Below are 21,965 nucleotides of genomic sequence, written 5' to 3' on the forward strand. Positions count from 1 at the left end.
GCCGCGCATCAGCCAGCTGCTCACCACCTCGCCCGCCTGGTAAGCCCGCTGCACCGCCTCCGACTCCCCTCGGGGAGTCGGACCGGGCGGGCCGAAGCGGTGTCAGGCGGACTGCAGCGCGGTGCGGATCACCTTGGCCAGCTGGTCGGCCGCAGTGTCGAGGTAGAAGTGCCCGCCGGGGAACACCTCCAACTCGGTCGGCCCGGTGGTGAGTCCGCGCCAGGCCCCGGCCTCCTCGACCGGGACCACCGGGTCCGCGTCGCCGACCAGCGCGGTGAGCGGGCAGTGCAGCTGCGGCTGCGCGGACCAGTGGTAGCCGCTGAGCGCGCGGTAGTCGGCCCGCAGTGCGGGCAGCACCATCTCCAGCAGCTCCGGATCGTCGAACACTGCGCCGCTGGTCCCGCCCAACAGGCGGATCCTGGCGATGAGTTCGGCGTCGTTGCTCACCCGGTCCGCCCGGCCGGGGCCGAGCGAGGGCGCGCCGCGTCCGGAGACGAAGAGCCGGGCCGGGCCCTGGTGCCGGTGCTGGTCCTGGCCGGGGCCGAGCAGCCGGGCCGTCTCGTACGCGACCAGTGCGCCCATGCTGTGGCCGAACAGCGCGTACGGACGGCCGGCCTGGAGGCGCAGCTCGGCCGCGACGGCCTCGGCGACGGGGCCGAGCCGGGTGGCCGCCGGTTCGAGCCGGCGGTCCTGCCGGCCCGGGTACTGGACGGCCAGTACCTCGATCTCGGGTGCCAGCGCGCGGGCCAGCGCGATGAACGCGCTGGCCGCGCCGCCGGCGTGCGGGAAGCAGATCAGCTGCGGTGCGTCCGGCAGCGGGGTGTGCAGCCGCCGGAGCCAGCTGCCGGTGCCTGTGCTGGTGCCTGGGGTCGCCATCGCCGCCCTCAGCCCTGGAACAGCCGCTGCTCGTCCTGCCGTTCGAGCACCGCGCACAGGTCGCGCAGTGCCGTCTCCAGCTGGTCCACCTCGGCCTGGCTCAGCTGGACGGAGGGCTCGAAGCGCAGCGTGTTCACGGCGCTGGCGGTGGGGAAGGTGCGGATCCGGTGCGCCCGCAGCAGGAAGCCGGAGAGCACGTAGCCGAAGGTCTCGGAACGGGCCGCCTCCCGGATGCCGGTGGCGGTGGCGTCCGACTGGTCGTGGAACTCCAGCCCCAGCATCAGGCCCTTGCCCCGGACGTCCTTGACCACCGCGGGGAAGTCCCGGCGGAGCGCCTCGAACAGCGCCAGCAGCCGCGCGCCGTTCTGCTCGGCGAGCCGGTAGGCCGCACCGCCGTCGGCCTCCAGCAGCTCCAGCATCTTCAGCGCCAGCGCGGAGGAGAAGGTGTCCTTGGCGAAGGTCGAGCTGTGCAGGAGCTCGAACTCCTTGCGGTAGCGGCCGCTGCGGATCAGGGTGGCGGAGGTCTTGGCGATACCGCCGCCGAGGCCCTTGGCCAGGGTGAAGTAGTCGGCCCGCAGGCCGATGTGCGAGCTGGCGAAGAAGGCGCCGGTGCGGCCGAGGCCGCTCTGGATCTCGTCCACCACGATCGGGCAGTCGATCGACGCGCAGACCTGCTCGATCTCGCGCGCGAACTCCTCGGTCACCACCCGGATCCCGCCCTCGCCCTGGATCACCTCCAGCACGAAGGCGCCGAACAGCGGGAAGTCGTGCTCGACCACCGCGACCACGCCGTCCTCCACCGCCAGGCCCAGCGCGCTGACCCGCTCCGCCTCGACGATCTTGGCGAGCGCGCCCGGCTGGTTCAGCGGCACGAACCTGGCCGGGGCGGCCATGGCCGCGAACGGGGTGCGGAAGGCCGGGTTGTACGTCAGCTGGATGCTGCCGACCAGCTTTCCGTGGAACGAGCCCTCCGGGGTCAGGAACAGCGGCGGCCTGGCCGCCAGCTCACCGTTGTGCCGTGCCACCTCGGCCAGCAACAGCTCGAAGCCGGCCGCCCCGGAGTCCCCGGCCGGCAGGCCCAGCCGCCGGTACGCCGCGGCCGGCACGGCGGCTGTGCCGGCCTCCACCGCCGCCCGGGCCTGCCCGGCCTCGGCCTCGATCGCCTGGAACAGCGCCTGGACCCGGAGCACCCGGTCGAGTTCGGCGTGCTTGGTCGCCACCTCGACCGACTCCGCGCCGCTGTTGGCGAAGACGGTGAAGTACGGCTCGGAGCCCGGGAACTCGCGCTGGACGATGCGGTTCAGGGTGGCACCGACCCGGCTCGCGTACGGGTGCAGCGAGGCCTGGGCCAGCACCGGCGCCCCGCTCTCCAGCAGAGCCTTCGCGGTGGCCACCAGCTCGGGGTGGTTGTGCCCGAGCACCAGGGCGCCGTAGCCGCCCGCGTAGTCGAGCACGGGCACCTCCCGGCCGTCCCGGTCCAGGTACCAGAGGGTGTTGCCCTCGGCCCGGACGTACTCGACGTCGATCCCGAGCATGGCCAGGAAGCCCAGCATGTGCGGTTCCACCAGGTCGAGTTCGGGTTCGGCGGCTGCGGTCATGTCGGCTCCTCCATTGCCTCGCGGTGACGGTCGGGGCCGACCATAGTTGCGGCCCGTCCCCTGGGCGGTCACGCACCGGTAAGCGGGTGTCCTGCGGACCGATGGGCCGCCGGTTACCTGGCGCTGGCCGGCTGCAGCGGTCCGGCCGGTATCGTCACAGGGACCTTGATCATGATTCAACGGGAGCCGCACGTACGGGATTTGAGCCGAGTGGCGCCCGTCGATGTGCCTGATGGAGTGCCATGACTCCCGCAGGAAGGATGAGATGTCCGACAGCAGTCGATCCTCCCCTCTGTTGGCCCTCGACGACCCGATGGAACCGACCCCACTGCGTGAGGTGATGTCACGGTTCGCGACCGGGGTCGTCGTGCTCACGGTCGGCGGGGAGGACATCCACGGCATGACCGCCAACGCCTTCAGCTCGGTGTCGCTGGATCCGCCGCTGGTCCTGTGCTGCGTGGCCCACAGCGCGGTGATGCACCAGGCCGTCAGCTCCGCGGGGCACTTCGCGGTCTCCGTGCTCGGCGCCGATCAGGAACAGCAGGCCCGGCACTTCGCGGACAAGCAGCGGCCGCTCGGCCAGGCCCAGTTCGAGAGCGTCCGCACCCGGCCCGGCACCCGGACCGGGGCGCCGCTGCTGGTCGGCGCGCTCGGCTGGCTGGAGTGCGAACTCACCGAGTCGTACCGGGCCGGCGACCACTCGATCTTCGTCGGTACCGTCCTCGACTCCCGGCGCGGGCCGGGACAGGACGCGCTCCTCTTCTTCGAGGGAAGCTTCCGGCCCGGTGCCTGCGAGCCCCGCAAGACCTCGTGAGCCGGCCAACCCCGTCCCATCGTCCACACCGTCACCATCGTCACCACGGAGAGAAGCGATGACAGAGCAGCACTGCCCGTACGCCATGGACCAGAGCGGCCAGGACATCCAGGGCGAAGCCACCCTGCTGCGCGGGCGCGGCCGCGCGACCCAAGTGGAGCTGCCCGGAGGGGTCGTGGTCTGGGCGGTCACCGACATGGCCCTGACCAAACAACTGCTGACCGACTCCCGGGTCTCCCGCGACCCGTACCTGCACTGGCCCCGCTGGGAGAACGGCGAGGGCGAGTTCGCCCGGACCTGGCCGCTGGCCATGTGGGTCGCCGACCGCAACATGATCACCGCGTACGGTGCCGAGCACAGTCGGCTCCGCAAGCTGGTCGCCAAGGCGTTCACGGCCCGCCGTACGGCCGCCCTGCGCCCTCGGATCGAGGCGATCACGGCCGAACTGCTCGACCGGGTGGCCGAACTGGCCCAGGACGGCCCGGTGGACCTGCGCGCTGACCTCGCCTACGCACTGCCGACCCGGGTCATCTCCGACCTGCTGGGTATCCCGGACGACCTGCGGCCCGAACTGCTGCGCATCGTGGGTGCCTGGCTGCACGGACCGGCGTCCGAGGAGGAGGCGATGGCACTGGCCGGTGAGATGTATGCCCTGCTGGCCCGGCTCATCGAGCTCAAGCGGTCGGTGCCGGGCGACGACCTGGTCAGCGGACTGATCGCGGCCCGGGACGAGGACGACGGCGCGGGGCTCAGCGAGCAGGAGCTGGTCGACACCGTCCTGCTGCTCTTCACGGCCGGGCACGAGACCACCGTCAACCTGCTCGATCACGCCGTCCACCGCCTGCTCAGCCACCCCGATCAGCTGGCGCTGGTTCGGGCCGGAACGGCCAGCTGGGACGACGTGATCGACGAGACGGTCCGGCTGGAGGCGCCGTTCGCCAACATGCCGCTGCGGTTCGCGGTCGAGGACATCGTCCTGGACGACGTCACCTTCGCCCGGGGCGACGCCATCATGATCTCCTTTGCCGGAGTGGGTCGTGACCCGCTGGTGCACGGTGAGAGCGCGGACCTGTTCGATCTCACCCGGTCCACGCTGCGCGACCACATCGGCTTCGGCCACGGGGTGCACTACTGCATCGGTGCCCCGCTGGCGCGGCTCGAGGTGGCCATCGCGCTGCCGGCCCTGTTCGAGCGCTTCCCCGGCCTCGAACTGGTGGAGCCGGCCGACGGACTGAAGCCGCTGGAGTCCTTCATCTCCAACGGGCACCGCGAACTCCCGGTCAGGATTCAGCCGTTGGTGACCGCTGGGGTCTGAGCGCGAAGCGGGCCGGACCGTCGGTGACGGTCCGGCCCGCTGGCGTTTCGGTGTCTGCTGTCAGACCGCCGATCCGACCAGGGAGGACATCGCCGTGACCGCCTCGGCCGCCCGGATGCCGGACTCGATCGCTCCGTCGATGTAGCCGCTCCAGCCGCTGGCGATGTCACTGGTGGCGAAGGCGAGCCGCCCCTGCGGCTGCTGGATCGCACGGTACTGGTGGGTCAGCTGACCGGGTTGGCGGCAGGCCCAGCCACCCAGCGAGTACTGGGCGTTGCCCCAGTCCTGCGCCGTGACGGCGAGCACCTGGATCTCCGGTACGAGCTGCCGCAGCACGGTCTGGACCTGTGCCGCGTCGTTGATGTTGAGCGTCGGGTCGTCGCAGAACGCGAACAGCAGCACGTTGCCGTCGGGCAGGCGCTTGAACGGTATGACGGTGGAGATCGGGAAGCCCTCCTGCGTGTTGGCCCCGAACAGGCCGACATTCCCGGCGGCCTTGATCCAGATCTTCCGGCTGATCGGTGCGCCGATGGTCGCCTGGGACACCGCGTTGTAGACGCTGGGCAGGCCAGGGTTGAAGGTGATCGTCTTCCAGACGTTCACCGGCACGGCCAGCACCGCGTGCGGCGCCGAGTACTGGCGGCCCGCCTGGGTGGTGACCCGCACCGAGCGGCCGGTGTCCGTGATGGTGGCGACCGGCGAGTTCAGCTGCAGGGTGGCACCGGAGTCCAGCAGCAGCGCGCGGGCCAGCTGGATCGTGCCCTGCTGCGGACGGCTGCTGTTGAGCCCCGCGAACCCGGCGGCGCTCCAGCCGGACAGCGCCCAGATCTGGCCCATCATGGTGAGCGCACCGCGCGCGCTTGATCCTCCGGACAGTCCGGCCAGGATCCCGGTGACCCAACTCCGGTCCAGCGTCGAGTAGTTCAGCTGGTCGAGCCGGGCGCGGAGCGAGAGCTGGTCAACGCTCTGGAGCAGGTCCTCGCGGTAGAACGGATTGGTGGGGTGCGGGAAGTAGTCGGTGGAGCCGTCGAACAGCGGGGTGAGCAGCTGACCCATCCGCGGGCCCGCCTGCGCCGGCGCGTACGCGGCGAAGCCGGTACCGCTGGGCATCACCGTCCGCTCCTCCTCCACGCTGGCCACCAGCGGGATGTTGTAGCGCTGGATCTCGTTCCAGACGTACGGCTGCTTGGGGTCCACGAAGGCCCCGCCGTACTCGATCACCTCGCCCGCGAAGCTGCCGGTCCAGGTCCGGCCCCCGATTCGGTTGCGGGCTTCGAGCAGCAGTACTCGCAACCCCTTGGCCCGGAACTCCCGGGCGGCCGTCAGCCCGGCGAAGCCGGCCCCCACCACGATGACGTCGTAGGCGGACGTCTCCGCCTCCGTGGTCTCCGCCCAGGCCGGGCCGGCGGCTGTGATTCCGGCGGCGCCGAGCAGTGCGGTCGAGCCGGCCGCCTTGAGCAGGCTCCGTCGTCTCATTGCGTTCGCGGAGCCGGGCATGCTGCTGGTGTTCATGTTGGTCCCCCATGAGATGTGTGGGTAAGGCCCGCCGGCCGGACACGGCCGACGGGCGGGTTCAGCGGATCGGAGCGCGGATGCTCAGAGGAAGAGGGTGTCCGGGTCGAGACCGAGCAGGACCCGCCCGTGCAGCTCCAGATTGGTGTAGGGCGTCATCATGCCGTGGCGCGAGAGACCCTCCAGATCGCGGTAGAAGCGCTGGAAGTGCGCCTGCCGGGAGAGCGCCGAGGCACCGGAGACCTCGTGCAGCTCCTCCACCGCCTCCTTCACCAGCTGGATCGCGAAGCCGCACTGGCCCCGCACCGTGGCGCTCTCGGTGGGCGCCGGCAACTCGCCCGCGTCGGCGCGCTGCTGGAGCAGCGCGAGGTAGCCGTCGGTGAGGGCCTGCGCTGCGGTGATCCGGTTGGCCGCCAGGGCCACCTTGATCTGCGTCAGCGGGTGCTGACTCTGCTCGGTCCAGTTGGTGTACGCGATGGCCTTGCCGGGCAGCCGCTCCAGGAAGGTCTCCAGCGCTCCTCGGGCGATGCCGAGATAGGTGGCCACGGACAGCGCGGAGACAAAGGTGATCAGGCCGTAGTTGCGCCCGGTGGCACCGGAGTTCGTCCGTCCCTCCAGGCCGCCGGTAAGCAGCTGGGCCACCGAGAGGGCCCGCTCGGCCGGGACGAACACGTCGGTGGCACTGGTGGTGAAGCTGCCGGTGCCGCTGGCCGCCGAGACGTCCCAGTCGTCGGCGATGGTCAGCTCGCTCATCGGCACCAGCGCGTAGAGCACGTCGTGTTCGCCGTCCGGCAGCTCCTGCACCGCCGCGACGAAGTTCCAGTCGGCGCCCCGGCAGCCGGTGTTGAAGCCCCAGCTGCCGTTGAGCACGAACCCGCCGTCGGTCGGTACCGCGAGCCCGGTCGGCGCCAGTCCGCCGGAGACCCGGATCTGCCCGCCGGCGAAGACCTCCTCCTGGACCCGGTCCGAGTAGAGCGTGGCCACCCAGGCCCCCTCCAGCCAGGCCGCGACGACCCAGCCGGTGGAGCCGCACCCGCGGGAGATCTCCGCCACGATCCTGGCCTGGTCGGCGAGCGGGAGATCGAGACCGCCGAACCGCGCGGGCACTGCCGCCCGGAACACCCCCGCCTTCTCCAGCAGAGCGATGTTCTCGTCAGGTATCCAGCGCCGGCTCTCCGCCTCGGCCCCGTTCTCCCGGAGCCGGGGCACGATGCCCGCCAACTCGGTGAGCAGCGAAGCCGTTCCGGTGTTCGCTTCAGCCATTCTTCCTCCATGCGTCGCCGTGCCAATGGGTGCGATCCCGCGGCAGTGGCCGCCGGTTGCCTGGCGGGATCATTTCGGATGCGCAGTCACTGCCCGGCAATCCCGGGCCGACCGGCCGCAATGAGCGGACAGTGGGCGGCCGTTGGGCGGGCGTCAGGCGGCCGCCCAACGGCTCGCGGCCGGCCCGGGAGGGTGCCGTCAGGCGGCCGCCGCCTCGCCGAACGGGTTGTCGATGGCGAAGCGCCACTTGCCGTCGGCGCCCCGGCGCAGCACGTCCAGACCGGTGCCCTGGAGGTGCTCCGGCCCGTCCGGGGTGGTCACGTCGATCTCCCACTCCACCACCAGCAGCGCGGTGTTGCCGGTGATGTGCGACTCGCGCAGCTTCGCGCTCATGGTCGGACGCATCGAGAGGAACTCCGCGAGGGCGTCCTTCCGGGCCTGGCCGGTGAGCGGGTTGCCCGGCTCCCAGACCGAGATCGCGTCCTCGGTGTACATCCGGTTCACGGCGTCCACGTCGCCGGAGTTGAAGGCCTTGACGTACAGCTTGCCGTGCTCCTCGGCATCGCTGGCGAGCTCGAAGTCCTGTGCAGTGCTGGCCATATCGGAATTGCTCCCACTCTCTTCGCGGTCGAATCGCGGTCGAATCATCGACGCGGGGACGTGCAGCGAAGCTATCCGGGGCCGACTCACTCGCCGTTCACCCCGGGGCCACGGACCACCCATCAACCAGGCCGAACCGGCGGGTTACCCGCACGTTACCGGTCGCTGGGACGGCCTTCGCCAGACTGCAGAACGTGCAGTCCCGAATGTCGAGGAAGGGAAATCCTGACGTGATGGCGAATGGCGGCCGGCCCGAAGTGACGGCAGCGCACGATGGTCAGGACGGATCGCCCATCGCCATCGTCGGAATCTCCTGCCGACTGCCGGGGGCGCCCAACCCGGCCGACTTCTGGCAGCTGCTGCGCACCGGTTCCAGTGCGATCACCGACGCCCCGGCAGGCCGGTTCCGGCCCGGCGGCGAACCCGCCGCGGGAGTGCGCCGGGGCGGGTACCTGGACCGGGTCGGCGACTTCGACCCGGCCTTCTTCGGCATCTCGCCGCGCGAGGCCGTCACGATGGACCCGCAGCAGCGCCTGGTGCTCGAACTCGCCTGGGAGGCACTGGAGGACGCCGCGATCAGGCCGGCCGACCTCGCGGGCAGCCGGGCCGGGGTGTTCGTCGGCAGCCTCCGGGACGACTACGCCGCACTGCTGCTCCAGCACGGCGAGCACGCGATCACCCAGCACACCATGACCGGGGTGAACCGCGGCATCATCGCCAACCGCGTCTCCTACCACCTCGGGCTGCACGGGCCGAGCCTGACCGTCGACACCGCCCAGTCCTCCTCGCTGGTCGCCGTCCACCTGGCCTGCGAGAGCCTGCGCAGTGGCGAGTCCACCCTGGCCCTCGCGGCCGGGGTGAACCTCAACCTGCTCACCGGAAGCGCCCTGGCCGAGGAGCGCTTCGGCGGGCTCTCCCCGGACGGCCTCAGCTACACCTTCGACGCCCGGGCCAACGGCTTCGTCCGGGGCGAGGGCGGCGCCGTCGTCCTGCTCAAGCCGCTCGGACAGGCCCTCGCCGACGGGGACCGGGTGCACGGCGTGATTCTGGCCAGCGCCGTCAACAACGACGGCGCCACCCCCGGCCTCACCGTGCCCAGCCGGGGCGCCCAGGAGCAGCTGCTCCGCCGGGTCTACCGCCGGGCCGGGGTGCCGGTCGAGGCGGTGCAGTACGTCGAGCTGCACGGCACCGGCACCCCGGTCGGCGACCCGATCGAGGCCGCCGCGCTCGGTGCCGCGCTCGGCGCCGGACGAAGCCCGGAGCAGCCGCTGCTGGTCGGCTCCGCGAAGACCAACGTCGGCCACCTCGAAGGCGGCGCGGGCATCGTCGGCCTGCTCAAGACGGTGCTCGGCCTGACCCACCGCCTGCTGCCGGCCAGCCTCAACTTCGAGACCGCCAACCCGCAGATCCCGCTCGCCGAGCTCGGTCTCTCGGTGCAGCGCGAGCTGACCGGGTGGCCGCGTCCGCAGGAGCGGCTGATCGCCGGTGTCAGCTCGTTCGGCATGGGCGGCACCAACTGCCACGTGGTGCTCGCCGAGGCCCCCGCCGTCACGCTCCCGCCGCGCGGCCAGGCGCCTGCCGTGCTGCCGCTGGTGCTGTCCGGTCGCAGCGGGGACGCGCTGCGCGCCCAGGCCGCCCGGCTGCGGGCTGCCCTCGCCGCCGACGGCGCCCCCGAGGCGGTGGACGCGGCCTGGACGCTGGCTGCCACCCGGACCGCGTTCGAGCACCGGGCCGTCCTCCTCGCCGAGGACCGGGACCAACTGCTGGACGGGCTGGACGCGCTGGCCGAGGGCCGGCCCGCCCCGCAGACGGTCGCGGGCACGCCCGGACCCGGCGGGCTCGCGGTGGTCTTCACCGGGCAGGGCAGCCAGCGGATCGGCATGGCGCAGGAGCTGTACCGGGACTTCCCGGTGTTCCGGGCCGCCTTCGACGAGCTCTGCGGCCACCTCGACCCGCTGCTGGAACGGCCGTTGCGCGAGGTGATCGCCTCCGGCGAGGGCCTGGACCGGACCGAGTACACCCAGCCCGCGCTGTTCGCGGTCGAGGTCGCCCTGTACCGGCTGGTCACGTCGCTCGGGGTCCGCGCCGACTTCCTGGCCGGCCACTCGATCGGTGAGATCGCCGCCGCCCACGTGGCGGGTACCTTGTCGGCCGCGGACGCCTCGGCCCTGGTGGCGGCCCGTGGCCGTCTGATGCAGCAACTCCCGTCCGGCGGTGCGATGATCGCGCTCCAGGCGACCGAGGAGGAGGTCCGCCCGCTGCTCGCGGGCCGCGAGCACCAGGTCGCGATCGCCGCCGTCAACGGACCCGCCGCCCTGGTGATCGCGGGCGAGGAGGCGGCCGCTGCCGAGATCGCCGCCACCGTGGCGGCCCTCGGCCGCCGTACCAAGCGCCTGACGGTCGGTCACGCCTTCCACTCGCCCCTGATGGAGCCGATGCTGGCGGAGTTCCGTACCGTCCTGGCCGGCCTGGCCTTCCACCCGCCGCAGCTCCCCGTGGTCTCGACCGTCACCGGTGGCCCGGTCGGCGACGAGCAGTGGTGCTCGCCCGAGTACTGGGTGGAGCAGGTCCGGCGCCCGGTGCGCTTCCTGGACGCCGTCCGGGCGTTGGAGGACGCGGGAGTGGCGACGGTCCTCGAACTCGGGCCGGACGGCACCTGCTCGGCGATGGCGGCGGAGTCCGTACGCCGCCCGGCGGCCCTGGCGGCCGTCCCGGTGCTGCGCCGTGACCGGCCGGAGGCGCGGTCGCTGTTCGCCGCCCTGGCCACCGTCTTCGTCCGGGGTGGTCGGGTCGACTGGAGCGAGGCCTACGCCGGGAGCGGTGCGCGCCGGGTGGCCCTGCCCACGTACGCGTTCCAGCGGCAGCACTACTGGGTGGCGGGAGAGCCGGAGCCGACCGCCCCGGCTCCGGTCGGCGTCAGCCCCGCGCCCGAGTCCGTGCCCGAGTCCGCGCCCGCCCCCGTGGCCGGAGCCGTCACCGGGCGGCGGGAGCTGGCCGAGCTGGTGACCGGCCTGATCGCCACCGTGCTCGGCCTCGGCTCCGCCGCACAGCTCGAACCGCGGCTGACGTTCCGTGACCTGGGCTTCGACTCCCTGATGGTGGTGGAGCTGCGCGACGCGCTGGCCGCCGCCACCGGCCTGCCGCTGTCGAGCGGCCTGCTGTTCGACCACCCCACCCCGGCCGCGCTGGTCGCACACCTCCAGGACACCCTGCTGGGGACGGGCGCCGTCACCACGGCCGCCGTCACCACCGCCGGGGACGACGAGCCGATCGCGATCATCGGGATGGCCTGCCGCTACCCGGGCGGGGTCGAATCCCCGGACCAGCTCTGGCAGTTGGTCGCGAACGGCACCGACGCCATCGGCGCCTTCCCGGCCGACCGGGGCTGGCGCGAGGACCTGCACCACCCGGACCCCGACCGGGCCGGTCACACCTCCGCCCGGGCCGGTGGGTTCCTGCACGGCGCCGCCGACTTCGACGCCGAGTTCTTCGGCATCTCGCCGCGCGAGGCCCTCGCCATGGACCCGCAGCAGCGGCTGCTGCTGGAGAGCGCCTGGGAGGCCGCCGAGCGGGCCGGCCTCGACCCCGAGTCGCTGCGCGGCAGCCGTACCGGTGTCTTCGTCGGCGCGACCGGCTCGGACTACGGCCCCCGGATGCACGACGCCCCCGAGAGCGTCGGCGGACACCTGCTGACCGGCACCACCCCCAGCGTGATGTCGGGCCGGATCGCCTACCAACTCGGCCTGACCGGACCGGCGCTGACGGTCGACACGGCCTGCTCGTCCTCCCTGGTCGCGCTGCACCTGGCGGTCCGCTCGCTGCGTTCGGGCGAGTCCGACCTGGCCTTCGCGGGCGGAGCGAGCGTGCTGGCGACCCCCGGCATGTTCGTCGAGTTCTCCCGCCAGCGCGGGCTGGCCGCGGACGGCCGGAGCAAGTCCTTCGCCGAGTCCGCCGACGGCACCTCCTGGGCCGAGGGGGTCGGGCTGCTGCTGGTCGAACGGCTCTCGGACGCCCGGCGCAACGGGCACCGGGTGCTCGCCGTGGTCCGGGGGACCGCGGTCAACCAGGACGGCGCCTCCAACGGCCTCACCGCCCCCAGCGGGCTCGCCCAGCAGCGGGTGATCCGGGCCGCCCTCGCGGACGCCCGGCTGCTCCCCGCCGACATCGACGCGGTCGAGTCGCACGGCACCGGCACCAGGCTCGGCGACCCGATCGAGGCCGAGGCCCTCCTCGCCACCTACGGACAGGGCCGCGAGGGCCGCGAGCCGGTCCTGCTCGGCTCGCTCAAGTCCAACCTCGGCCACACCCAGGCCGCCGCCGGGGTCGGCGGCGTGATCAAGATGGTGCAGGCGATCCGGCACGGAGTCCTCCCCGAGAGCCTGCACATCGACCGGCCGACCCCGTACGCCGACTGGACCACCGGCTCGGCCGAACTGCTCACCGAGGCCCGGGCCTGGCCCGAGACCGGCCGCCGGCGCCGGGCCGCCGTCTCCTCCTTCGGCATCAGCGGCACCAACGCACACGTCGTCATCGAGCAGGCCGCGGACGCCGAGCAGACGGAGCAGGCCCGGCCGGTGGCCGCGCCCGCGCCGGACCGGTCACCGCTGACGCTGCCCTGGGTGCTCTCCGCCCGTGACCAGGCGGGGCTGCGCGCGCAGGCGGCCCGGCTGCACGAGCTGGCCTCCGCCGACCCCGCGCCCCGGCCGGCCGACCTCGGCCTCGCCCTGGCCACCACCCGGACCGCCTTCGACCACCGCGCGGTCGTCACTGGCCGGGACACCGCCGACCTGCTCACCGGGCTGGACGCGCTGACCCGGGGCGCCGATGCGCCCAACCTCCACCTCGGCACCGTCGGCCGGGCCGGCCGCACCGCCTTCCTGTTCACCGGCCAGGGCGCCCAGCGTCCCGGCATGGGACGCCGGCTGCACCAGCACTTCCCGGTCTTCGCCGAGGCGCTGGACGCCGTGCTGGCCGCGTTCGAGCCGCACCTGGACCGCCCGCTGGGCGAGCTGCTGTTCGCCGCGGAGGATTCGGCCGAGGCGGAGCTGCTGCACCGCACCGAGTACGCCCAGCCCGCACTGTTCGCGGTCGAGGTCGCGCTGTACCGGCTGCTCCGGCAGCACGGTCTGGAGCCCGACCTGCTGGCCGGCCACTCGATCGGCGAACTCGCCGCCGCCCACGTCGCGGGCCTGTGGACCCTGGCCGACGCGGCCGCGCTGGTCGCCGCCCGCGGTCGCCTGATGCAGTCCGCCCGCGCCGACGGCGTGATGATCGCGATCGAGGCGGACGCCGCCGAGATCGCCGCCTCGCTCACCGAACTCGCCGAACTCGCCGACGGGCACGGCACGGTGGCCGTCGCGGCCGTCAACGGCCCCAGGGCCGTGGTCGTCTCCGGGGACGCCGAGGCTGCCACCGCGCTCGCCGCCGCCTGGGCGGCCAAGGGCCGCCGCACCCGGCAGCTGACGGTCAGCCACGCCTTCCACTCGCACCACCTGGACGGCATCCTGCCGGAGTTCAGGGCGGTCGCCGAGAGCATCGCGTACGGCACGCCCACCGTGCCGATCGTCTCCACGCTCACCGGCGCGGTCGCCGATCCCGCGCAGCTGCGCACCGCCGACTACTGGGTCCGCCAACTGCGCGAGCCGGTGCGGTTCCTGGACGCCGTCCGGACCCTGGAGGACCAGGGCGCGGGCCTGTTCGTTGAGGTCGGACCGGACGCCGTGCTCAGCGCGCTGGCGGACGCCTGCTTCACCGGGCGCGCCACCGCCGTCCCGCTGCTGCGCGCGGGCCGGCCGGAGACCGAGACCCTGGCCGCCGGCCTGGCCCGGGCCTTCGTCGCGGGCGCCCCCGCCGCCGTGGCCGCCGGCTTCTTCCCGGCCGCCACCCCGGCCGAGCTCCCCACCTACCCGTTCCAGCGCCGCCCCTACTGGCTGGCCCCGGCTCCCGCCGCCGACGCGCGGAGCCTCGGACTCGACCCGGCGGGTCACCCGCTGCTCGGCAGCGCGGTCGAACTGGCCGACCGGGACGACCTGGTGCTCACCAGCCGCCTCTCGCTCGGCACCCAGCCGTGGCTCGGCGACCACCGGATCGACGGCACCGCCCTGGTGCCCGGCACCGCCTTGCTGGAGCTGGCGGTCGCCGCCGGGCAGCGGGCGGGAGCGGAGCAGGTCGCCGAGCTCACCCTGGAGGCACCGCTGGCCCTGACGGAGGGTCGGGCCGCCCGGATCCAGGTCGCGGTCGGCGCCGCGGCCGCCGACGGCCGACGGCCCTTCACCGTCCACGCCTGCCCCGACTCGGGCGACGACGGGCCGCAGCACTGGACCCGCCATGCCTCGGGCCTGCTGGCACCCTTGCTGTCAGGCACGCCGACGGAGGAGCTGCACGACTGGCCGCCCGCCGGTGCCGTGCCCGATCAACCGGCTGACAGCTACGCCATGTTGGCCGAGGCCGGCTACGAGTACGGCCCTGCCTTCCAGGGCCTGCGGGCGGTCTGGCGACGCGGCGAGGAGCTCTTCGTCGAGGTCCGGCTGCCCGAGCCGCAGCAGGCCGGCGCGGAGGCGTACGCGCTCCACCCGGCACTGCTCGACGCCGTACTGCACCCCCTGGTGCTGGCCGCCGCCGACCCGGACGAGCCGGGCCGCATCCTGCTGCCGTTCGAGTGGAGCGGCGTGGCGGTACAGGCCGTCGGCGCCACCGCGCTGCGCGCCCGGATCGTGCCGACCGGCACCGACACCGTTGCGCTGACCCTCGCGGACGGCACCGGTGCGCCCGTCGCCACCGTCGAGGCACTCACCCTCCGGCGGGCCGTCAGGGCCGAGTTGGCCGCCGCCCCGCAGACGGGTGACGCGCTGTTCGAACTGGAGTGGCCCGCCCTGGCCGTACCCGAGGTGGCACCGCCCCGGTGGGTCGAGGCCGACGGCGACGACCTCCCGGACGGCGATGACCTGCCGGCCGGTGGCGAGGACACCGCGCTGGTCGTCGTGCGGTTCCGGCCGGTCGCCGGAGCGGCGCCCGAGCAGGCCGCGCACGCGGAGGCCCGCCGGGCCCTCCGGCTGCTGCAGCAGTGGCTGGCCGAGGAACGCCCCGCCGCCGCACGGCTGGTGCTCGTCACCGAGCGGTCGGTCGCGACCGGCACCGGTGACGCGGTCGACAACCCGGCCTCCGCTCCGGTGTGGGGGCTGGCCCGGGTGGCGCAGTCCGAGCACCCGGACCGGGTGGTGCTGGTCGACGTCGACGGCGGCGCCGCCGACGATCCGGCCGTGCTGGCCGCCGCCGTGGCCGGAGCCGTCGCGCTCGGCGAGCCGCAACTCGCCCTCCGGGGCGGGCAGATCCACGTCCCGAGGCTGGTCCGCGCCGGTGCACCGCAGGCCGGTGCATCGCAGGCCGGGGCACCCGAGCTGGACCCGGACGGCACCGTGCTGATCACCGGCGGTACGGGCGGACTCGGCGCGCTGTTCGCCCGCCACCTGGTCGCCCGCTACGGCGTCCGCCACCTGCTGCTCAGCAGCCGGCGCGGCCCGGCGGCCGACGGCGTGACCGCGCTGACCGCCGAACTCGCCGCAGCGGGCGCACAGGTGACGGTGGTCGCCGCCGATGCCGCCGACCGCGACGCGGTCGCAGCCCTGCTGGCCGCCGTCCCGGCGGCGCACCCGCTGACCGCCGTCGTGCACACCGCCGGCGTCCTGGACGACGCCACCGTCGCCACCCTCACCCCGGACCGGCTGGCGTCCGTCCTGCGTCCCAAGGTCGACGCGGCCTGGCACCTGCACGACCTGACGCAGCACCAGAAGCTCGCGGCCTTCGTGCTGTTCTCCTCGGTCTCCGGTCTCACCGGCACGGCGGGGCAGGCCAACTACGCCGCCGCCAACACCTACCTCGACGCCCTGGCCGCCCACCGCGCCGCCGCCGGTCTGCCCGCCACCGCCCTGGCCTGGGGCCTGTGGGACGGCACCCACGGCATGGGCGGCCGACTGACCGACACCGATCTGGCCCGATGGTCGCGGGCCGGGATGCTGCCGCTGACCCCCGAGCAGGGCCTGGCGCTGTTCGACGCCGCACTGGCGGGCACGGCACCGCTGGCGGTGCCGGCCGCACTCGACCTGGCCCGCCACCGCTCCGGTCCCGACCTGCCGCCCGTCCTGCTGCGCGGCCTGGTCCACCCCCGCCCCCGGGCCCGCAGCACCGCGCAGGCGGACGGACCGGACAGCGGCGCGTCCTGGGCACGCGAACTCGCCGCGCTCGGTACGGACGAGCGGACCGCCGCCGTCCTGGAGCTGGTCCGCTCCGAGGTCGCGGCCGCACTCGGACACACCGGGGCCACCGCGGTCGACCCCGACCGCGCGTTCAAGGACCTCGGCTTCGACTCGCTGGCCGGGGTGGACCTGCGCAACCGGCTGAACCGCGTCACCGGCCTGCGCCTGCCCGCCACCGCGGTCTTCGACCACCCGTCCCCGGCGGCCCTGGCCGGCTACCTGCTCGGACGCCTGACGGAGAGCCAGGCCCCGGCGGGTGCGGCGGCCCGGCCGGTGGCCACCAGGACGGCCGGCCCGGCCGACGAGCCGATCGCGATCGTCGGGATGGCCTGCCGATTCCCGGGCGGGGTCAGCTCGCCCGAGGAGCTGTGGCGCCTGGTCGAGTCGGGCACGGACGCGGTCAGCGGCTTCCCGGAGAACCGGGGCTGGGACCTGGACGCGCTCTACGACCCGGACCCGGAGCACCGGGGCACCTCCTACGTCCGCACGGGCGGATTCCTGCACCAGGCCGACCAGTTCGACCGGGAGTTCTTCGGCATCTCGCCGCGCGAGGCGACCGCCACCGACCCGCAGCAGCGGCTGCTGCTGGAGACCGCCTGGGAGACCTTCGAGAGCGCCGGGCTCGACCCGGCCACCGCTCGCGGCAGCAACACCGGTGTCTTCGTCGGTGCGATGTACGACGACTACGCCTCCCGACTGGCCAGCGCCCCGGACGAGTTCGAGGGCTTCCTGCTCGCGGGCAACCTCTCCAGCGTCCTCTCCGGGCGGCTGTCCTACACCTACGGGCTGGAGGGTCCGGCGGTCACGGTCGACACGGCGTGCTCGTCGTCGCTGGTGGCGCTGCACCTGGCGGCGCAGGCGCTGCGTCAGGGCGAGTGCGATCTCGCGCTGGCCGGTGGAGTGACCGTGATGTCGAGCCCCAACACCTTCGTCGAGTTCTCCCGGCAGCGTGGCCTGTCGGCGGACGGGCGGTGCAAGTCGTTCTCGGCCGCTGCTGACGGAACCGGGTGGAGTGAGGGCGTCGGTCTGCTGTTGGTGGAGCGGCTTTCGGATGCGCGGCGCAACGGCCACCAGGTGTTGGCGGTGCTGCGTGGGAGTGCGGTGAACCAGGACGGTGCGTCGAACGGTCTGACGGCGCCGAACGGTCCTGCGCAGGAGCGGGTGATTCGGCAGGCGTTGGCGAATGCCGGTCTGTCTGCGGTGGATGTGGATGCGGTGGAGGCGCACGGTACGGGTACCACGTTGGGTGATCCGATCGAGGCGCAGGCGTTGATCGCGACGTACGGGCAGGGTCGTGCTGTTGAACGGCCTCTGTGGTTGGGGTCGTTGAAGTCGAACATCGGTCACAGTCAGGCGGCGGCCGGTGTCGGCGGTGTGATCAAGATGGTCGAGGCGATGCGGCGCGGCGTACTGCCCCGCACCCTGCATGTCGACCAACCGTCCCCGCACGTGGACTGGGAGTCGGGGGCTGTTGCGCTGCTGACGGAGCAGCAGGAGTGGCCGGAGACGGGTGCACCGCGCCGGGCCGGCGTCTCCTCCTTCGGTATCAGCGGCACCAACGCCCACGTCATCATCGAGCAGGCGGAGCCGACGGCGGCACCGGAGCCCGTACCCGCTCCGGCGATGGTCCCGTGGGTGCTGTCGGCGAAGTCGCCGCAGGCCCTGCGCCGCCAGGCCGAGCAGCTGCACCGCCACGTCACGGAGCACCCCGAGCTCACCGTGGCCGACATCGGGCACTCGTTGGCCACCACCCGGGCCGCCTTCGAGCACCGCGCGGCCGTGGTCGGCGCCGATCGTGCCGAACTGCTGGACGGTCTACTGCAGTTGGCTGAGGGTCGGGAGGCGCCGGGCGTGCTCCTGGGAGAAGGCCCGAAGCGTGGCCGGACGGCGTTCCTGTTCACCGGTCAGGGCAGCCAGCGGCTCGGGATGGGGCGTGAGCTCTACCAGCAGGTCCCCGTGTTCGCCGCTGCGCTCGACGCCGTCTGCGTCCAGCTCGATCCCGAGCTCGACCGCCCGCTCAAGGACGTGATCTTCGTCGAGGCGGACACCGCCGACTCGGCCCTGCTCGACCAGACCGCGTTCACCCAGGTCGCCCTGTTCGCCGTCGAGGTCGCCCTCTACCGGACCCTCGAACACCACGGTGTGTCGCCCGACTTCCTGCTCGGCCACTCGGTCGGCGAGGTCACTGCGGCCCACCTGGCCGGTGTCCTCGACCTGCCCGACGCCTGCGCCCTGGTGGCCGGCCGGGCCCGGCTGATGCAGGCCGCGAAGGAGGGCGGCGCCATGGTGGCGCTCGAAGCCTCCGAGGACGAGGTGCTGGCGATGCTCGCCGAGTACGGCGACCACACGGCAGCCGTTGCCGGGGTGAACGGGCCGCGCTCGACGGTCGTCTCGGGCGACGAGTCAGTCGTCGACGGGATCGCGGCCAGCTGCCGCGCCCAGGGCCGCCGGACCAGGCGACTGGCCGTCAGCCACGCGTTCCACTCGCCGCACATGGACGACATTCTGGACGAGTTCCGCGCCGTCGCGGCCGCGCGCACCTTCCGCGAACCGCAGCTCCCCGTGGTGTCCAACCTCACCGGCCGGCTCGCCACGGCCGAGCAGCTCCGCTCCCCGGACTACTGGGTCAGCCACATCCGCGAGGCCGTCCGGTTCGCCGACGGCATCCGCCACCTGGAGTCGCAGGGCGTCACCGAGTACCTGGAGCTCGGCCCCGACGGGGTGCTCACCGCGATGGCCCTGGACACCCTCGCCGAGCAGCCCGGCACGCTCCTCCCCGTCCTGCGCAACAGCCGGTCCGAGCTGCGCACGCTCACCACGGCTCTCGCCCAACTGCACTTGAGGGGTGTGGACATCGACTGGTCCACGGTCTTCCCCGGCGCCCGCCGGGTGGATCTCCCGACCTACGCATTCACCCACGGGCGGCACTGGTTGGAGGGCCCCGACACCGTCGGCGATGCCGTCGGATTCGGCCTCGGCGAGACGGGCCACCCGCTGCTCGGCGGCATGGTCGCCCTGGCGGACCGCGACGAGTACGTCTTCACCGGACGGCTCTCACCGCGCAACTGGCTTGGTGAGCATGTGGTGTTGGGGTCGGTGGTGGTGCCGGGTTCGGTGTTTGTGGAGTTGTTGTTGGGTGTGGGTGAGCGGGTTGGTTGTGGGGTGGTGGTGGAGTTGGTGTTGGGGGCTCCGTTGGTGTTGGGGTCGGGTGGGGTGCAGTTGCAGGTTGTTGTGGGTGGTGTTGGTGGTGGTGGTGTTCGTGGGGTTGAGGTGTTTTCGCGGGTTGGTGGTGGGGTGTGGGTGTTGCATGCCTCGGGTGTGTTGGGTTCGGCTGATGGGGCTGATGGGGCTGGTGTGGGGGTGTGGCCGCCGGTTGGTGCGGTTGAGGTTGATCTGGCTGGTGTGTATGGGCGGTTGGCGGTTGGTGGGTACGGGTATGGGGCTGCGTTTCGTGGGTTGAGTCGGGTGTGGCGGGGTGGGGGTGAGTTGTTTGCCGAGGTGGTGTTGCCGGAGGGGGTGCGGGGTGAGGCGGGGCGGTATGTCTTGCATCCGGCGTTGTTGGATGCGGCCTTGCACGCACTGCTCCCCGGAGTGGTGGAGGACGACGGCCCGGCCTGGCTCCCCTTCACCTGGTCCGGCGTCAGCGTGCACGCCGCCGGCGCTTCCACTCTCAGGGTCAGGCTGACGCCCACCGCCCCCGACCCCGAAACGCTGTCCGTCGCCCTGTCCATCGCCGACGACACCGGAGCACCGGTGGCCACCGTCGACTCGCTGCTGCTGCGGCCGCGCTCGGCGGAGGCCCTGCGCGCGGCCGGGGCGGCCACCGCCTCGGACGGTCTGTTCCGAGTGGACTGGGTGCCCACGGCCGTACCGCAGTCCGCTCCGGACGGTTGGGCTGTGTTGGGTGGTGTGGGTGTTGGTGTGGGGCGTTCGTTTGTGGACTTTGCCGGGTTGGTGGCGGAGTTGGATGCGGGTGGGGTGGTGCCTTCGGTGGTGGTGTTGCCGTTGGCGGTTGGTGGTGTGGTGGGTGAGGTGACGGTTGGTGTGTTGGGGGTGTTGCAGGGGTGGTTGGGGGAGGCGCGGTTGGGTGGTTCGCGTCTGGTGGTGGTGTCGGTTGGTGGGGATTTGGGTCAGGCGGGTGTGTGGGGTCTGGTGCGGTCGGCGCAGACGGAGCATCCGGGTCGGTTTGTGTTGGTGGAGGTTGATGAGCTCGTTGGTTGTGGGGCTCTGTTGGCGGGTGTGGTGGCTTCGGGGGAGTCGCAGGCGGCGGTGCGTGGTGGTGTGGTGTCGGTGCCGCGGTTGGTGCGGGCGGGTGTGAGTGCTGGTGCGTCCGGGCCTGGTTGGGGTGCTGGGACGGTGTTGGTGACGGGTGCTTCGGGTGTGTTGGGTGGTGTGTTGGCGCGGCATCTGGTGGTGGAGCACGGTGCGCGTCGGTTGTTGTTGGTGAGTCGTCGTGGTGGGGGTGCGCCGGGTGCGGTTGAGCTGGCGTCGGAGTTGGCGGGGTTGGGTGCGGAGGTGGTGTGGGCGGCTTGCGATGTGGCTGATCGTGAGGCGCTTGGTGCGGTGTTGGCGGATGTTCCGGTGGAGTTTCCGTTGGTGGCGGTGGTGCATACGGCGGGTGTTGTTGATGATGCGGTGATCGGGTCGATGTCGTCGGCGCAGTTGGCTGGTGTGTTGCGGCCGAAGGTGGAGGCGGCGTGGAATCTGCATGAGTTGACGCGTGGGTTGGACCTGTCGGCGTTTGTGTTGTATTCGTCGGTTGCCGGTCTGTTGGGTACTGGTGGGCAGGGCAACTATGCGGCGGGCAATACGTATTTGGATGCGTTGGCCGAGCACCGTCGGGGGCTGGGTCTGCCTGCCACCTCACTCGCCTGGGGCCTCTGGTCCGAGGGAAGCACCATCTCGGGCCACCTGGCGGAGACGGATCTCCGCCGTCTGGCCCGGATGGGTCTGCGCCCGCTCCCGTCCTCGGATGCGATGGCACTGTTCGATGCCGCGCTGAGGTCGGACGAGGCCGTTCTGGCGGTCACTCATCTCGACCAGGCCGCTCTGAGTGCCCCGGACGCCGACGTACCGGCCCTGCTCCGCGGGCTGGTACCGGCGACCCGCCGCCGCGCCGAGACGGCCGAGGTGAACCAAGGTCCTTCGCTGACCGACCAGTTGGCACGTCTCGACCCGGTGGATCAGGAGCGCGTGCTGACCGACCTGGTCCGCACCCAGGTGGCCGGGGTGCTCGGCCATGCCGACCGCAACGCGGTGGAGGCGGACCGGGCCTTCCAGGAGATGGGCTTCGACTCGCTCACCGCCGTCGAACTCCGCAATCGGATCAACGCGGCCACCGGCCTGCGACTGCCGGCCACCCTGACCTTCGACCACCCGTCCCCGGCCGCGCTGGCGACTCATCTGCGAGGCCAGTTGGACCTCGGGGGTTCGGCGGCCGAGGAGCCTGTCCTGGCGCAGTTGGACAGCCTGCGGGCCGAACTGCACACGGCCCTCGGCAACACCGGCCTGCAGGACCGAATCGCTGAGCAGCTCAGGGAGTTGCTCGCCATTGCGGAGGCGGCCGGGGGAGCCCGGGACACCGAATCGGACGGCCCCGACCTCGAGTCGGCGAGCGACGAGGAGCTCTTCGCCTTCGTGGACGAGCTCGACTGATCAGCCGGCCCGCCGACCCTTCGGCGGCGCACGACCCGTACCTGTTACCACCTTGACCGGAGAGCTGAGATCCCGTGGCT

The 21,965-nt window shown here is 72.8% G+C and carries 8 protein-coding genes; 3 read left to right on the forward strand and 5 right to left on the reverse strand.

Annotated features, from left to right (window positions below; translation table 11 throughout):
• Positions 1–102 precede the first annotated feature (102 nt).
• Positions 103–876 (reverse strand): thioesterase II family protein, encoded by a 774-nt coding sequence (locus tag ABT118_RS19380; protein WP_350669993.1) that lies wholly within the window; start codon positions 874–876, stop codon positions 103–105.
• An 8-nt stretch (positions 877–884) separates the two neighbouring features.
• Positions 885–2,474: an aspartate aminotransferase family protein gene (locus tag ABT118_RS19385; protein WP_350669994.1), complete on the reverse strand. Its 1,590-nt coding sequence runs from the start codon at positions 2,472–2,474 to the stop codon at positions 885–887.
• Positions 2,475–2,814: 340 nt separating this feature from the next.
• Between ABT118_RS19385 and ABT118_RS19390 the strand changes: the two genes are divergently transcribed.
• Both ABT118_RS19390 and ABT118_RS19395 read left to right on the forward strand, forming a co-directional pair.
• Positions 2,815–3,288, forward strand: a complete 474-nt coding sequence (locus ABT118_RS19390) for a flavin reductase family protein (protein WP_350669995.1) — start codon at positions 2,815–2,817, stop codon at positions 3,286–3,288.
• Between the two features lie 58 nt (positions 3,289–3,346).
• The gene (locus ABT118_RS19395) at positions 3,347–4,603 is read left to right on the forward strand and encodes a cytochrome P450 family protein (RefSeq protein WP_350669996.1); all 1,257 of its coding nucleotides are present in this window, start codon (positions 3,347–3,349) and stop codon (positions 4,601–4,603) included.
• 60 nt (positions 4,604–4,663) lie between these two features.
• Here the strand turns inward: ABT118_RS19395 and ABT118_RS19400 are convergent, their stop codons facing one another.
• From ABT118_RS19400 to ABT118_RS19410, 3 genes are all read right to left on the reverse strand, one after another.
• Complete coding sequence (locus ABT118_RS19400) at positions 4,664–6,115, reverse strand: flavin monoamine oxidase family protein (RefSeq protein WP_350669997.1); 1,452 nt, start codon at positions 6,113–6,115, stop codon at positions 4,664–4,666.
• Positions 6,116–6,199: 84 nt separating this feature from the next.
• Complete coding sequence (locus tag ABT118_RS19405; protein ID WP_350669998.1) at positions 6,200–7,378, reverse strand: acyl-CoA dehydrogenase family protein; 1,179 nt, start codon at positions 7,376–7,378, stop codon at positions 6,200–6,202.
• Positions 7,379–7,576: 198 nt separating this feature from the next.
• Entirely contained in the window at positions 7,577–7,978 is a 402-nt protein-coding gene (locus ABT118_RS19410) for a YybH family protein (protein WP_350669999.1), read from the reverse strand.
• Between the two features lie 233 nt (positions 7,979–8,211).
• Here ABT118_RS19410 and ABT118_RS19415 point away from each other — a divergent pair, with 233 nt between their 5' ends.
• On the forward strand, positions 8,212–21,885 hold the full coding sequence (locus ABT118_RS19415) for a type I polyketide synthase (RefSeq protein ID WP_350670000.1): 13,674 nt from the start codon (positions 8,212–8,214) through the stop codon (positions 21,883–21,885).
• The last annotated feature ends 80 nt before the right edge of the window (positions 21,886–21,965 follow it).

Source organism: Kitasatospora sp. NPDC002040, assembly GCF_040296785.1.
Taxonomy (GTDB): domain Bacteria; phylum Actinomycetota; class Actinomycetes; order Streptomycetales; family Streptomycetaceae; genus Kitasatospora.

Bases quoted from the DNA above. Each gene is read 5' to 3' on its own strand.
- ABT118_RS19380 (WP_350669993.1), bottom strand. From the start codon at position 876: ATGGCGACCCCAGGCACCAGCACAGGCACCGGCAGCTGGCTCCGGCGG.
- ABT118_RS19385 (WP_350669994.1), bottom strand. From the start codon at position 2,474: ATGACCGCAGCCGCCGAACCCGAACTCGACCTGGTGGAACCGCACATG.
- ABT118_RS19390 (WP_350669995.1), top strand. From the start codon at position 2,815: ATGTCACGGTTCGCGACCGGGGTCGTCGTGCTCACGGTCGGCGGGGAG.
- ABT118_RS19395 (WP_350669996.1), top strand. From the start codon at position 3,347: ATGACAGAGCAGCACTGCCCGTACGCCATGGACCAGAGCGGCCAGGAC.
- ABT118_RS19400 (WP_350669997.1), bottom strand. From the start codon at position 6,115: ATGAACACCAGCAGCATGCCCGGCTCCGCGAACGCAATGAGACGACGG.
- ABT118_RS19405 (WP_350669998.1), bottom strand. From the start codon at position 7,378: ATGGCTGAAGCGAACACCGGAACGGCTTCGCTGCTCACCGAGTTGGCG.
- ABT118_RS19410 (WP_350669999.1), bottom strand. From the start codon at position 7,978: ATGGCCAGCACTGCACAGGACTTCGAGCTCGCCAGCGATGCCGAGGAG.
- ABT118_RS19415 (WP_350670000.1), top strand. From the start codon at position 8,212: ATGGCGAATGGCGGCCGGCCCGAAGTGACGGCAGCGCACGATGGTCAG.